This is a genomic window from Altericroceibacterium endophyticum (assembly GCF_009827595.1).
Lineage (GTDB): Bacteria > Pseudomonadota > Alphaproteobacteria > Sphingomonadales > Sphingomonadaceae > Altericroceibacterium > Altericroceibacterium endophyticum.
The window spans coordinates 1-14,786 of the sequence record NZ_WTYT01000010.1 but is presented as its reverse complement, the minus strand read 5'-3'; the positions used below and the strand labels follow the sequence as shown (position 1 = coordinate 14,786).

General features: G+C 56.8%; 7 protein-coding genes. All 7 read right to left on the bottom strand.

Annotated features, from left to right (window positions below; translation table 11 throughout):
- On the bottom strand, window positions 1-5,929 hold a 5,929-nt coding region (locus GRI91_RS15765; RefSeq protein ID WP_160737673.1), incomplete at its 3' end, for an autotransporter outer membrane beta-barrel domain-containing protein.
- Window positions 5,930-6,247: 318 nt separating this feature from the next.
- Window positions 6,248-7,639, bottom strand: a complete 1,392-nt coding sequence (locus GRI91_RS15760) for an alkaline phosphatase PhoX (RefSeq protein WP_160737672.1) — start codon at window positions 7,637-7,639, stop codon at window positions 6,248-6,250.
- A gap of 172 nt (window positions 7,640-7,811) precedes the next feature.
- Window positions 7,812-8,849: a phytase gene (locus tag GRI91_RS15755; protein ID WP_160737671.1), complete on the bottom strand. Its 1,038-nt coding sequence runs from the start codon at window positions 8,847-8,849 to the stop codon at window positions 7,812-7,814.
- The gene (locus tag GRI91_RS15750) at window positions 8,849-11,671 is read right to left on the bottom strand and encodes a TonB-dependent receptor (RefSeq protein WP_160737670.1); all 2,823 of its coding nucleotides are present in this window, start codon (window positions 11,669-11,671) and stop codon (window positions 8,849-8,851) included. Before GRI91_RS15750 ends, GRI91_RS15755 begins: the two co-directional genes overlap by 1 nt.
- 263 nt (window positions 11,672-11,934) lie before the next feature.
- Window positions 11,935-12,063 (bottom strand): DUF2474 domain-containing protein, encoded by a 129-nt coding sequence (locus GRI91_RS15745; RefSeq protein WP_160737669.1) that lies wholly within the window; start codon window positions 12,061-12,063, stop codon window positions 11,935-11,937.
- A complete protein-coding gene (gene cydB, locus GRI91_RS15740; RefSeq protein ID WP_160737668.1) occupies window positions 12,063-13,070 on the bottom strand; it encodes a cytochrome d ubiquinol oxidase subunit II in 1,008 nt (335 codons plus the stop codon). The genes GRI91_RS15745 and cydB overlap by 1 nt, the downstream gene beginning before the upstream one ends.
- Window positions 13,067-14,524, bottom strand: a complete 1,458-nt coding sequence (locus GRI91_RS15735) for a cytochrome ubiquinol oxidase subunit I (RefSeq protein ID WP_160737667.1) — start codon at window positions 14,522-14,524, stop codon at window positions 13,067-13,069. The genes cydB and GRI91_RS15735 overlap by 4 nt, the downstream gene beginning before the upstream one ends.
- Window positions 14,525-14,786: the final 262 nt, after the last annotated feature.

Sequence of the window (14,786 nt, the reverse complement as noted above, 5' to 3'; positions counted from 1 at the left end):
GAGGCGGAGCTACCGCAGCCGGAGCCGCACCGAACTCATGACGCAGCGTGATGAAGCCGGAATGGACATCCTGCTTATCAGCCATCCAGCCTTCGTAGCCCAGTTCGACCCAGGTGCTTTCGCCTACGTTCGCAGCCAGCTTGGCACCGGCAACGATCGCATCCTGATCGCGGTCCGGACCATAGACATTGAAGGTGTCACCCGTACCACCGGCAAAAGCTGCCGTGATGTGTGCGGGATCTTCTTCAAAGCTGTGGCGCCAGCCCACCTTCAGTTCGGGCATAATCGCACCCATCTGACCCTGCAGTTTCAGGCCGAGTTCGGATGTAGCGTAGCTATCCTTACCCTCTGAGACCACCAGGTTAGCCGGTGCAAGGCCGCTTTCCGTGAAGCCATCATATTCGACCGACACATAATCGAGGCCCGCATAGGGAACCAGCGTCATGGCCTGGCCGACCGGCAGACGGTAGCCAACTTCACCACCGATGCCCCAGATGTCGGCATCAGGCGACGAGGTCAACGTGTTGCCGAAGGACCCGATCGAGATCGTGCGCTTACTGTCGCTGTCGATCTGCGAGTAAGAACCCGAGACCTTCACGTAGTAGTTGCCCGGATCGTAAGCGGCATACAGACCAAGCTGATAGCCTTCGCCTTCGATCGTGCCTGGCAGCGAGCCATTGGCAGCGCCTTCGAAATCGGCATCGTTCTTAACATAGCCGACACCGAAGCCGATCACGCCATTTTCACCCAGCGGCATGTCCGCACCGATTGCGGCATAGTACTGGTCGCCCTTCAGGCCAGGTGCACCCATCGTGCCATCGGCATCGATCGTTTCACGGCCGTAATTGGCGGTTGCCCAGATGCCCGGACCCTGACGCTTACAGCTCAGAGCACCAGCTTCCATGTTCATCGCTGCACATTCGCCCATGTCGGACAGAATGCCATTGAAGCGATTACCCATCCAGCTCAGCGACTGGAGATAGGTCGCATATTGCGAACCACTCAGCTGCGTTGCTGCATTGGCGTACTGGTCAGCATCGCCGATGGCGAACAGAGCCTGGTAGAGCTCATCCATGTCGCCATTGCCATCGAAGTCATACATGCCTTCAAGGTTGCCACCGACAGCTGCACCATTGGTGGTGAGGTTGAAGCGTGCATCGTCAAAGCTCACACGGTCGACGTTGAGATCAACATTGTTCTCATCGTCGTAGATTGCTTCGACATCGGTGAACACGCCGAGCGAGACCACATCAGCAAACGTACCTGTCAGCTCATCGCTCGTGATGACATTATCGTAGCTATAGTTATCATCCAGCAAGCCATTGGCACTGGCAACACGCACCTCAAGGATGCCATCCGTGATGTCGGCCGTATTGGTCACCACCATCGGATAGGCGTCGTCGGGCGAGACATCTGCCAGATCGAGAGCCAACGTACCGCCCGGCGTAACCGTCAGGCTGTCCACATTGACCATCGAAGGTACAACCGAGCCATCACCTTCGCTGGTATCGCGCAGGTAAAGCGTGCCGTCTTCAGCGATCGTCAGCGAGCCATCAAGCGTACCGTCGGAATTGACGATCCCGTTAAACGAGGTTTCGCCGCCCGAAACGGTGATCGCATCATCATCCGACAGTTCGATATTGCCGTAGATGTCGCCGCCGCCGAGCAGGTTGACCTGCACTGCATTGGGAGCATTCTCGACATTGATCGCCGTACCGAATTCGATCACGCCGTCATTCACCAACTGAGCCGTAATAACGCCCGAGTTGTTGATTACCGCCGTGCCCGTCGTAGCCGTACCGGTTGTACCCGTACCACCCGTGAACAGGATACCCGTGGCAGCCATCGGAACATTGGCATCGGCAGCCGTACCGGTTCCAGTGACGGTTCCCAGATTACCGTCATTCGAAGCCGTTACAGCGATTGTGCCGTTGTTGGTCACAGTTGCCGTGTTCGCATCGCCGTTCACGTGGATACCGATGGCCTGAGCCTCGCTGGTACCAGCATAGACGGGAGCTTCTTCCGTTCCGATATTCTCGGCATCACCATTGGTGACAGTCGCCATGGCGGAAATCGTGCCGTCATTGACGAAAGTACCGGTGGCAGCGTCGCCCGTGGCAACGAACTGAACAGCCGTAGCACTTGCATCCACTGCGCCCGTACCAGCAGCCATGGCCGAAACCGCCATCGTACCGGTATTGGTGAAGTCAGCAGCGAAGTCGTCATTTACCGAATAGCCAAGCGCCCTAGCCTGGGCATCGCCTTCCGGAATGACAATCGTTTCCACCGGTTCACCGTCTTCGGTGGTGGTGATGAGCTGGTTGGCAACAGCCGACACATTGAAGTCACCGGCATTGGCGAAGGTCACCACCGGATCTGCATCGTCCGAGTCAGCCGACTGCGTTACGCCAATGGCGTTTGCGGCGGCATCCGCGTCCGTCGCTTCGACTTCATTATCACCGTCACCGGCATTGGCCGTTGCCGAGACAGCAAAGCTGCCCTGATTGTCGAACATGACCGTGGCGGAATCATTCCCGTCGGCATCCTGGCCGAGGCCGAAAGCGTTAGCTACGGCTGAAGCGTCAGGACCCGTGGCATTTGCCAGCGCCGAGACATTGTAGCCTGCCGACGCGTCTGTCCCTGCATCCGTTGCGGTCGCATTGACGAAAGACACCATCGGGTCATCACCCATGGCCAGCTGCGAAACGCCGTTAACAATCGCATTTGCGTCTGCGACATCGCCCGTAGCAGCTGCATCGACACCGAAGGTCATCGTGCCGCTGTTATTCAGGACAACGTCAGAGCCATTGGCACTCATCGCCAGGGCAGCAAGCGGCTGTTCTACATTAAGAGGGCCACTCAGATAGCTTGCGCCTAAGATGGCGTTGGCGTTTGCCGTGACATCTGCTTCCGTATCGTCGTCCGCAGCATTTGCATCGGCCGAAACCAGTACGGAGACATCGCCGGTATTGGTGAACGTGGTCGTGGCTTCACCATTATCAGCGTCATTCGCCGTAGCGCTAAGCGCGAAGGGCGAATTCATTCCGGCGAGTACACCAACACTGCCATCGCTGGCCGTACCGGTCGCATTGACGGCAATGTTGATCGCACCGTTATTGGTCAGCGTTGCGTTAGCATCGCTGTAATCCGATTCGGCGTTAACCGCGATACCGGAGGCCATTGCCGCAACGCCGGAAGCGAAGCTAGTGCCAGAGACAGCGGGCAAAGCTCCTGTCCCGGTAGCTGATACGTTCAGAGAAACAACGCCATCAGCACCATTGACAAACTCAGCATTTGCCAAACCGGAAGGATCATTAGAGTCGTTCCGCGCCTCAGCGCCCACCTGGGCAATTCTCCCAGTGGCCTGGACAGCTACTTCATCAGCAGTGGCAGTCGCTTTGCTGGTCAGCGAAAATTCGCTGTTGTTCGCGAATGTTGCCTGTGCAGCTTTGTCGTTATCGCCATCAGCGCCAGCAGTAACAATCGCTCCGTTGACAGAAGAGAAGGCCAATGCACGCGTGTCACTTGTGGCAGATGCCGAGTGATTTACGACAATCGACCCGTCGTTTGACAGAACAGCGGTGCCGTTGCCTTCGTCATCCGTTTCTGCAGTGATTGCAAAAGCAGCATCACTTGAAGAAATTGAGAAAGGGTTGCCGATCATGGCAAAGGCTGTGTCCGCATCGACACCTTCGGCATCATTCTGCGCATTGGCAGTTGTCACGACATCGATCGAGATGGTGCCATCATTATCGAAAGCAGCTGACGCATCACCCTTATCAGTGTCTGCGGCGACGCGAATACCTTGCGTCATGCCATAGGCATAAGCAGCAGCGTCGTCGAAGAAACCTTCAGCCGCGCCAGTTTGTGCGGTGCCGTTGGCAACCGCATTCACATCGATATCGATGATTGCATCTGCACTGTTGGCAAGGCTGGCAGAGGCATTGGCCAGCGACGGGCCCGTACCAGAGCCGCCTTCAGAATCACCTTCAGCCGTAACAATCAGCGGGTTTGCGACAGCAGCACCGGCGCGAGCGCTGGAACCTTGCGCATTGGCGTCAGCTGAGAAAATCAGGCTGCCATCATTGACAAGAGATGCGGCACCATCGCCATTGCCAGCAACACCGGCATCAACAAGAACACCGCCCAACAAAGCGGCCGATGCACCTGCATAGCCACCCTGCGTTTCATCGCTCAGCGGCAAAGCATCTGCATCTGCAGCAAAAGTCACTGTACCCGAATTGGTGAGTGATGCCGTGGCATCCGCGTCATCGGCAGAAGCCTCAACCACGAAGGAAGGAGCAGTGCCTGATTCACTGCCCATTCCGGCACGTGCCTGAACGCCGGGGTCGCCTTCGCTCGTCGCGCCTGCATTACCCATCGCCATTGCGGTAAAGCCGAAATCAACCGTGCCGGCATTGGCGAAGGATGCCGTAGCATCAGCGCCGTCTGTGCCGTCGGCTGTGATGAGCGCAGCGTAGGCAGCAGCTTCCGTGTTGCTTTCCATCAGCCCGGCCTGAGCCGAAGCGCTTTCACCGGAGGCATTGGCAATGAAGTCAACATCAATGCTGCCATCATTGCTGAAACCAGCCGTAGCTACATTGTCTTCACCATTGCCGGTGGCAGCAACGTTGAAAATTTCGCCGCCGCTTACACCAGCGGCGGCAACTGCCGCAGCAAGGCCGTCTGCGTCAGCGTCAAGCATCAGCGAAATCGCACCATCATTGGTCAATGAAGCGGTTGCCGTGTCGCCGGCCGCAGCAAGATTGATCAGGCTGTCAATTTCACCCTGAGCCTGCACCAGGCCTGGCTCAGTCGCTTCTGCATCAGTGGTCTGAGCATTAATCATGCCACTGACGTCAATATTACCAGCATTGGCGAAAGAAGCCGAAGCAGAGGTCGTGCCGTCTGCCGAACCTTCGAACACGTTTTCAAAATCGACGAGCGCGTCAGCTGCAGAACCGGTTGCATTTGCTGAAGCGGATACCGTCAGAGCGACTGGATCATCAGCGGTGACATCATCACCAGCATCACCGTCTTCGCCATCGCCTTCATCAGCGACAGGTGCACCATAATTGTTGGTGAAGCTTACCGAAGCGGCGCCATTATCAGCGACAGCATTCTGCGAGACGACGTAATCGACAGTCGCATCAGCTTCTGCGCTGAGAGCGTTAGCGTCTGCGGAGACATTAACGTCGAAAGCAGCATCATTGGTGACGGACGCGGCCGCGCTGTCGCCCGTCGCATCCTGATCAATAGCCGTACCAATTGAGGCCGCTGCATTTGCTCCCGTAACACCCAATGCGGAGGCATTCGAGGTAATCAGCAGGCCCGCATCTTCAGCATTGGCGAAAGAGACCGCTGCTTCACCGTCAGCGGCGTTGGCATTCTGCAAAATACCCTTGCTGAGCTGCGCCTGGGCATTGCCAACTGGAGGCAACGGATCGGCATCAGTCGCATTGGCGATCGCCGTGGCGTAAATGCCAAGTGAAGCGTTGTTCGTAAACACGCCGCTCGCGCCGTCAGGACCTGTCAGATTCTGAGCAATAGCGGATTCGACCGCGGCGCTAACCAGGCCAGTCTGAGTCGCCGCCGCATAAGCCAGAACCGTCAGGTCTTCTGGATTGATGAGCGTCGCATCCACGGTCGCATCGACACCTGTAGCGCCCGTTGCGACATAATCTTGCCCGGATTTGCCAGTGCCCGGGTTGGCAACCGCAGCCGAAGCCGGAGCCATGGTATCCACATCACCAGCAACACCATCAGCGATCGAGATTTCCAGTGTCTTGGTAATAGACGCTGCGCTCTCGCTGTCCTTCTGACCCGCGTACTGGCCATCTGCCGGTACGTGATCGGCGAAAGCCGGTGACGCGGTCAGCGCCCCAAGCGATACGCCAGCCGCTAATATACGGCGCATATTGCGATTCATCCGTGTAACTCCCTCATACACCCCAAACCCTGGGGGCAAAAACTCACTAGGCTGCCCGTCACAACCGTTACTTCTCACTCAGTCGGGAATTACGCCGCATTACAGCGTAATTCCAACAATACTGAGTACAGCAATAGTTTTGGCCTCGCATATTGAAGGCCAAAACGCAATCGACAAAGGCGAAATTTCACAACGCACGAAACCCCCTTCCCCTGTCGATGCAGTCGAACAAACCTGCCAATAGCTCCCAATGATTGAATTTTTGTGAAGTTCCCGATTATTGCGTGTCGCTATAAGGTTTGTGGCATTGCACAAATTTTAGATGCGCCAAGGTCCCGAAATGGCGAGCGTTTTCGCAGGGCTGTATAGGTTGACGAACAGGGTCGCTCCATCAGGAGAAAAACAGGCGCCGGCAAATTCAGTTTGCTGATGAAGCAGCGCCAGAGGATAGGCGCGTCCCACCCGGTCGATACCGCGCAAATGGTTGGTGACGACGTCGGTATATTGATCTTCGCAGACAATCAGATGCCCATTGGGCGCAACCGTCAGATTATCGCCAAAATTGAACTGATCGACTGATTCGCTTTCGAAGAAGAGCTGCAACCGGCCATCATCGCCCTTGCCTGGCTGAACCCGGAACACCTGCCCCAGCCCCGCAGCGCCGCCACTGGTGCAGCAGAAATAGAATTCACCATCGCCCATATGGATGCCCTCACCGCGCGCGAACAGCAGCGCGCCGTTCGCGGCACCGCGCAGGCGCAAATCGTCTTCCGGGCTTTCAACATCATCCAGATCGATCCAGTGAATGGCGTGCCAGCCATTCACGGACAGGGCGCGGCCGTTCCAATTGCGGCTGTCGCGTACATCCCGGATGGCGAGCGCCTGCAAGCGTCCGCCATCCTGGAGGCGGCCGTTGGTTTCAGGAATGAAGCGATAGAGCAGGCTGTCATCGCGATCTTCCGTCAAATAGACGATACCAGTCGCCGGATCGACGCAGGCAGCCTCATGATTGAAGCGGCCCATGGCTTTCAGCGGAACCGGATCAACCAGCCCCTTCGCCGCTGCGGGAACTTCAAACACCCAGCCATGATCGCGCTTTACCGGATAAGACCATTTGCTGCTTCCCGCATCCTTCGCGCGGGTGACGTTTTCTTCGCAGGTCAACCAGCTGCCCCAGGGCGTGATTCCTCCGGCACAATTGCGGATCGTCCCGGCGAGCGAGCGGAATTGCTCCTCCACCTGCAATGTTTCAGGGTTGAGCATCAGGGTTGTGGTGCCGCCGGGCAGAATCGCGCCGCTGTCACGCATCCGGTCAAAGGCGGGGAGCTCCGACTCAGGGCCGGTCAGGCCGCCGCTACTGTCGCCGGGACTAAGCTCGTGATTGCGGACCAGGCCGATACGGCCGTCAGGCATCGCGAAGCAGCCCATACCGTCCGCTTTATCCGGCACGGACAACCCATCGCTCATGGCATCACCCAATTGAGAAATGACGCGGTAGCTAAATCCTTCCGGCAGATCGATCAGTCCGGCCGGGTCCGGGACGAGCGGGCCATAGAGCTGGGTCGCAGCTACAGATTGGGGCTGCATCCCTGAACGCATGCAACCACTCGCCACCATGGCGGTAAAGGCCGTGCCGGTGGCGCGTAGAAACGTCCGCCGGTTTGTCGATGATGCAGCGGGGAAGAGCGACTTATGGGATGGCGAGTTCATGGATGCGACTCCGATGGCAAGTGAGGCATCAGTTAAACCAGAACGCGAGCCGATCGACAATCGCGCTCCCAGAGCAAGAGGACGGGGGCAATCCCGCCATGCCCAGTGAAAAGGCCATCCGAGATGACTCCCGGATGGCCTGCGATTTCCCTGTTAAAGCCAGCAACAATGATCAGCGGCTGTAAAGCGCGTCACGAATGTCCGCCCAGGAGGCATATTTGAAATTCTGCGCCCGGTCGCCATTCATGCCGTCCTGCGCGATGAACAGGCCGTCTGGATAGTCTGGACCGAAAGATCCGCCCTTCAATTCGATGCCATCGGTTTCCTCGGTCGAACCATAGCGCCCGGCGGCAATGCGGAAACGCCCGACTGGCGCCATATTGGTGAGATCATACACCGCATACGCATTATCACCCTGACTGGACGCAACCAGCCAGCCCGCCTTTTCACCCTGCGGCAAAAGGGCGAGGCCCTCGACATCTGCAACCAATTGCAGATTATCGATCGGAGCCACCAATTCACCCTGCGTTGCCCCGGGCGCGAAACGCCAGATGCCGACGTTTTCTTCACCCAGATAGAAGGTGCCATCACGCGGATCGACGACGCAGCCTTCCGACTGGCTCGATACTCTCAGCGTGCGCAGAGGGGTAGCGGAGACATCGGCACCATTCACATTGATGGCAAATTCGGCGACTGTCCCGTCTTTCAGCACGGAATATGCCTGCAGCGCCGAACCGTTCTTCCAGACGCACAGGCCATAGCCCTCGCCTTCACCACCGGGCACGGAGCCAAGCTTGGTCAGGGTCGCCTCGTCAGTGTTCAGGCGCCACACACCAAGCCGGGCCTGCGCCGGATCATTGCGGTCACTGGCGACCACAATCACGCCCTGCTCACCCATATCGGCCAGATCGACATTGTTGATCCGTCCAGAATCTTCGGTGAAACGCGTTTTGCCGGTGAGGTCATAAACAATCAGTCCGGCACGCTTATCCGTTGCCACGACCAGACTTTTTGCCGGATCAGCCGCATCGCGCCAGATGGCCGGATCATCTGCGGCATCTTCGTTAGCGGTCCCGACCGGATCTGTTTCTGCCACGGCCGTGACCGTAACGGCGGGCCAGGCATTGATAGGTGCCGTCGTGGCGCATGCCGCCAGAGCGCATGCTGCAGTGGATGCACCGAGGGCGATCAGAGTGGTTTTCAAACGCATCAGAATGTCACCTTCACGCCGGCCTTCATCGTCCAGTTATATTCTTCATACTGAACCAGATTACGCTGACCGCCAAAGTTGTTATAGGCAAAATACTTAGCGTTGTTGATGTTCACCCATTCGTAGAACATCTGAACATTCTTGTTCACGCGGTATTTCGCACTGAGATCGAGCTGGAAGTGATTGTCGACATAGCGATCTTCCTGCGCTTCATCGCCCAGCTCATCGAGATATTTGTCACGGTAAGTACCTGAAACGCGCAGGCTGAGCGGGCCCTTGTCATAGCCCAGCGTGGCATTCATCGTATGCTTGGACGTTGCCGGCAGGGTGATTTCGCGCAAGTCATTGATGTCGCCATCGGTCGGCACATTGCCTGTGGCGTTGGTATAGGTATAATTCAGCTGTGCGATCAGGCCATCGAAGGGCGCCGGCAGCATGCTGAACTGCTGCGAAATGCCGATTTCCGCACCGTAGATCTCCGCACTGTCGCCATTGATGGGAATTTCAGCTTCATCATATGGAATGCCGAGATAGGACCCGTCTTTCTGCACCGTATCGACGATGAAGTTCTTCACATCCTTGTAGAACACCGCCGCGGTAATCGCGCCGTTGCTCGACATGTAATATTCGGCCGATGCGTCAAAGTTCCATGCTTCATAGGGCAGCAAATTGGGATTGCCGAATTCACCATCACGCTCACCATCGTCGTTTTCTTCCACCACGAAACGTGGTGCAAGCTTGCCCAGCTTCGGACGCACGAGCGAGCGATAGCCCGCGAGACGGAAGACCGTGTTTTCTTCGGGTGCGAAGCGGATATTCAGGCTGGGCAGCCAATGGTCATAATTGCGCTTATAATTGACCGGCGTCACCAGGACGGTGTCATCAGCGGCTGGCGTACCATCCGGCAGTGCCCCACCTTCTTCGACCAGCAGGGTTTCATTGCCGGTGATGTCGTTCTTGGTATGCTCGTACCGAACCCCGCCAATTACCCGCAGGGTGTTGCTGTCCCATCGGCCGAGCACATATCCCGCCATGATATCTTCATCGATGGAATAATCTTCGGCGGCGCTATCAAAAGCCGTGTCGATGTCCTGCAATTCGAAGAGGTCGCGATTGGCATTAAAGAACTCGGTCGCCCCGCGATAGCTGGCAACCGGTCCCATATCGATGATGCGGTAGCTTTGTTCACCCAGCGCGTCGGCCAGCGTGAAATCATCATCCTCGTAGAATTCAGCGTTCTTGTCGTAAGTCTTCTCGCGCCAGCGGCCCTTGAAACCGGCCTGCATGGTGAATTCACCGGCATCGGTATAGAAGCTGCGAGCCAGATCGAACTTGGCGGCATATTCTTCATCCTGCGCGTCGGACAGCGTCGTCAGCTCAAGATCGTCCAGACCATAAGTCGACGGATCGTTGAAATCGGCCGGCCCGGAGATAACGGAATAGAGCGGCACGCGCGGATCCGAATAATCGAAACCAACCTGCGTCCCTTCATTTTCAAATTTACGCTCAAACTTGGCCGTATCGACCGAACCGCTTTCCTTCTCGGAGGATTTCGCCCAGCTCACCATATATTCGGCGTGCCAGTCGCCAGTGTCGGTTTCACCGCCAGCGGAAATCGAGCGAATGCGCTGACTTTCCATACGGTCCTTGATGTCGCGCTCGACTTCGACCTCAGCGTCATCGTCGTCAAACAGCACATTCGTGCCGCTGCCTGAAACATTGGCGTCGCCCATCTTGAACGTGGTGCGGCGGCGATATTCCTGATCGTCAAACTGGCTATAAAGACCGCGCAGATAGAGCGACGTCGTATCCGACAGCCGTGCGTCAAAGTTCAGCGTCGCACTGATGCGCTCACGCTCAACATCATAATCGCGATATTCAACTTCTTCGGCGTAGATCAGGCCATCTTTTTCTTCCCAATCAGCCGCTTCGACATTGTCGGTTTCGAATTTGCGCTTGTAATAGGAAAGCCCGCCGGTCACGCCGAAATTGTCACCGAGACGGGTGGAGAAATCCACCGAACCCTTGGGGCTGACGTGGTCCGCATAATCATTGTAGCTGCCTTCAGCCTTGGCACTGAAGTACGCTTTGCGCCGGTCGAAAGCGCTGGTGGTTTTGATTTCCACCGAAGCACCAATCGTATCGGCATCCATATCGGGCGTGAGCGATTTTTTGACTTCGATGGATTCGATAATGTCGGATGAAATCACATCGAGCGCGACAGAGCGGACATCGCTTTCCGGTGAAGGCAGGTTCACGCCATTGACCGAGGTTGAAACCAGATCCGGATCCAGACCGCGAACCGACACGAAGCGACCTTCGCCCTGATCGTTCAGCACATTGATACCCGGCAGGCGGCGCAAGGATTCGGCCACGTTCTGATCAGGGAACTGCCCCATGGCATCACGCGTGATAACATCGCTGACCACATCAGATGCGCGCTTGCGTGATAAGGCCGAAGCCTGATTGGCACCCTGCCCCACCACAAGAATCTGCGGCGTAGCATCATCGCCCAGTGCGAAATTGGCGCGGACCCGGCCCGTTTCAGGAACCGTGATGGTCTGTTTGGCCACCGGAGCGCCAATATAGCTGGCCTGAATCGTATAGGTGCCCTCTGGCACGTCGGCGAAGATGAAGCTGCCGTCACGCTGGCTGGATGTGACGCGGTTGAGTTCGACAATCCGAACCTCCGCGGATTGCAGGGCGATCGTGTCAGTCTGATCCACCACAACACCGGTCACGTCTCCGGCAAAAGCCGCAGAACTGACCGAAAGTGCGATGACGGCTGAACCAGCAGCCAGAAGCGAGCGAGAAATTTTCATCAATTGGCCTTCCTTTGAGTTGAAGGCCAAATAGTTTGGTCACATTACGGTCACGAGACAGACAGGTTACAGCAAAATGACATGATATTTGTGCAACAGTTTTGCACGAAAAGCGGCGAAAAAGCGCGAAATATCACGCATTTTCAAGGCGCTGGCGACTAGCGGACCTGACGAAGTGGCATCACGCAGAGAAAGAGAAATAAGACTCTTTTGTTACGCGCCTATCATACCGGCCCGGTAGCCACACAGCGATCATGCGTCGCCTACGAATTGATCCATGATCGGAGCACCCACGCAACCACGCCGAGCACTGCGACACTCCCTGCCCAGATCGCAGTCATCCATGCGAGGCGCTGCCAAAGCGGCGCATCATCTGCTTCCAGACGCGGCATCAATGATACCCATCCTCTCCTACCTTGCCGCGAAACACCCAATAGGCCCAGCCTGTATAGCCAATGATGAGCGGCATGGTGATTGCCACGCCGACCAGCATGAATATCTGGCTGCGTTCAGGCGCTGCGGCGTCCCAGATGGTGATCTCACCGGGGACCACATAGGGCCAGAGCGACACAGCAAGCCCCATCATGCCCAGCAGGAATATGCCCAGCGACAGCCAAAATGGCGCAGCTTCCCATTTCTTGCGCAGGCCATAAAACAGGCAAGCGGCAACAATCAGTGTCAGAAGGGGAACCTGACTGGCGAAAATGAAGCCGGGCAGTGTGAACCAGCGGTCGAAATATTGCGGCTCAAGAAACGGTGTGCTGATGCTGACCGCCAGGAGCAGGGCCAGCGTGGCAATCGCCGATCGGAAGGACAGGCGATAGGCATGGTCCTGACAGCTGCCTTCTGTTTTCCAGACAAGCCAGGTCGCGCCAAGCAAGGCATAACCTGCCACAACGCCCAGCCCCGTCAGCACCGTATAAGGTGTAAACCAGTCAAACCAGCCACCGGCATAAGCGCGGCCCGACACGTCTATGCCTTGCAGCAGCGCGCCCAGAACCATCCCCTGGCACATTGCAGCGATCAGTGAACCACCACAAAAGGCCTTGTCCCAAAAGGCCCGGTGGCGCGGATTACGCCAGCGGAATTCAAATGCAACGCCGCGAAAGACCAGCCCCAGCAGCATGAGGATAATGAGCGGATAGGTGGCGGGCAGAACAACGGAATAGGCAAGTGGGAATGCAGCGAACAACCCGCCGCCGCCCAGCACAAGCCACGTCTCATTCCCGTCCCATACAGGCGCTACAGAATTCATCGCCTGATCACGTTCAATCCCTGGGCTGAAAGTCGGAAACAGAATGCCGATACCCAGATCAAAACCGTCCATAACGACATAAGCGAATACACCGAAGGCAATAATGCAGGCCCAAATGGTGGTGAGATCGATATTCACGCTCATTCTCCGTCCTCCTTGGGCTGACCGGCAACAGTGTTGCTGCCGCCCGCATTTGTAGGGTCCTGTGTCAGGCCTGGTGAATAACCAGCAGTCCGGATCGGTCCCTGTTCCGTGCGTTTCACTCCGACCTCGTCTGCGCGGGGTGCCTCATTCATCAGACGGAGAATGTACCAGGTGCCCGCAGAAAACGCTGCGAAGTAAACCAATATAAAGGCCAGCAAGGACGCCGCCACGACCGGCGCATCCAGAGGCGCCGCCGAATCCGCGGTGCGCAGCAAATTGTAAACGGTATAGGGTTGGCGTCCGACCTCGGTGGTGACCCAGCCTGCGATCACGGCGACGAAACCCGACGGTCCCATTATGATGGCGGCGCGATGCAGGCCCTTCCAATCATATAATTTGCCACGGAACCGCGCCAACAGGCTCCATACACCGAGTGCCAGCATGCTAACGCCCAGGCCAACCATAATGCGGAAGGCCCAGAAGACAATTCCGACAGGAGGCTGTTCATCCTCTGGAATCGTGTCGAGACCGGCAAGCGGCGCATTGAGGTCATGTTTCAATATCAGGGAAGACATCTTGGGCAGTTCAATCGCGTAGCGAACTTCTTTCGCCTCGCTGTCAGGAATGCCGAAGAGAATGAAAGGCGCACCATCGGGATGGCTTTCAAAGTGTCCCTCCATCGCCATCACCTTTTGCGGCTGATGCTCCAGCGTGTTGAGTCCATGCATGTCACCGGCGAAGATCTGGATCGGCGCGACCAACGCGGCCATCCACATGGCCATCGAAAACATCTTGCGGGCATGTGCGTTGCTTCTGTCACGAAGCAAATGCCAAGCCCCAACAGCGCCCACGACAAAGGCCGTGGTGAGATAGGCCGCAATGACAGTATGGACCAGGCGATAGGGGAAGCTGGGATTGAATATAATGTCGATCCAGCTCGGTCCCGGCAGAAACCGGCCATGATCACCCATGATATAGCCCGTGGGTGTCTGCATCCAGCTATTCACGCTGAGGATCCAGAAGGCGGAGATGAATGTACCGGCTGCAACCATGCAGGTCGCCGTAAAGTGCAATTTGCGCCCCACGCGGTTCATGCCGAACAGCATGACGCCCAGAAAACCTGCCTCAAGAAAGAAGGCCGTCAGCACTTCATAGGCCATCAACGGGCCAATGACCGGCCCGGCCCGATCGGAAAAGACCGACCAGTTGGTCCCGAATTGATAGGACATGACGATGCCCGAAACCACGCCCATAGCAAAAGCCACGGCGAAGATCTTCAGCCAATATTTGAACAGATCGAGGTAAACCGATTTTCCGGTTTTGAGCCAAAGCCCCTCTAAAACTGCGAGATAGCTGGCAAGGCCGATCGAGAATGCCGGAAAGATGAAGTGGAAGCTAACCGTGAAAGCAAACTGCAGCCTCGCTAAAAATAAAGCATCCCATCCTTCAAACATTTCGCGGTCCTTTAATCACCTTCGGCAGCCTCCGGAAAGGCAACCAGCCATGTGATCAATAGACCGTCTTAATCGCAAATACCATTTTAGAAGCTGGATGAGACAATATGTCGCAAAATAACAACCATTGAGCGCTCTCTTAACCAAGGAAACCAGGCGCAATCATTGGCGGTACGGATACTCACTTGCGTCCCTCTGGTTCGCCCTGCGGCGGCTCGCCCATCTGCACCTCTTGGCTCCAGACACGCCTTCAGGCCCGCGG

Bases quoted from the DNA above. Each gene is read 5' to 3' on its own strand.
- GRI91_RS15760 (WP_160737672.1), bottom strand. From the start codon at position 7,639: ATGAACTCGCCATCCCATAAGTCGCTCTTCCCCGCTGCATCATCGACA.
- GRI91_RS15755 (WP_160737671.1), bottom strand. From the start codon at position 8,849: ATGCGTTTGAAAACCACTCTGATCGCCCTCGGTGCATCCACTGCAGCA.
- GRI91_RS15750 (WP_160737670.1), bottom strand. From the start codon at position 11,671: ATGAAAATTTCTCGCTCGCTTCTGGCTGCTGGTTCAGCCGTCATCGCA.
- GRI91_RS15745 (WP_160737669.1), bottom strand. From the start codon at position 12,063: ATGCCGCGTCTGGAAGCAGATGATGCGCCGCTTTGGCAGCGCCTCGCA.
- cydB (WP_160737668.1), bottom strand. From the start codon at position 13,070: ATGAGCGTGAATATCGATCTCACCACCATTTGGGCCTGCATTATTGCC.
- GRI91_RS15735 (WP_160737667.1), bottom strand. From the start codon at position 14,524: ATGTTTGAAGGATGGGATGCTTTATTTTTAGCGAGGCTGCAGTTTGCT.